The 465-nt window shown below is 58.3% G+C and carries 1 protein-coding gene; it reads left to right on the top strand.

Annotated features, from left to right (window positions below; translation table 11 throughout):
• Positions 1–243: hypothetical protein (locus tag L3X40_RS22185; protein ID WP_237367483.1), on the top strand; the 243-nt coding region annotated here is incomplete at its 5' end.
• Between the last annotated feature and the right edge of the window lie 222 nt (positions 244–465).

Here is a 465-nt window from a genome sequence, read left to right as displayed (position 1 = left end):
GGACCGGCATTCCCACAGAAACGGCTTCAGCCCCTCCACTTGATCCTACCGGCATCAGCCGGTCAGTCATTCAGCGAGACTAACTTTCCCTTAAACCAAGCAGGCGGATATGCGCGCTGCATGCCGGGCCGGTTCGACTTCGCCCATCCCCCTTTGCCGCAATACGCGGTTCCAGCAGCAGCGCTGCGGCTGATACCGATTGAAAGGAGGAACCGGAACAAGAAGCGTGGCCGCTTCTTCTGACGCACGATAATTGCCCTGATCCGTCGGCGAATAGGTAGTGTGCGGGAGGTTCTGCAAAATCCGTTGAGGATTTGAGCGGCCATGGCAGGCTGGTGATGTTCGACGTCACCAACTCCATAGGAGCCCACCATGACCAGGACTGAGAATCGCCGCCTGCAACTTCGTCTGGTCCACAATCGCCATCCTCGTATCCCCTGTGCGCATTCGTACCGCGGCAATTCC

This window comes from Rhizorhapis sp. SPR117 (assembly GCF_021742065.1).
This window is presented reverse-complemented; position numbering and strand designations above follow the sequence as displayed.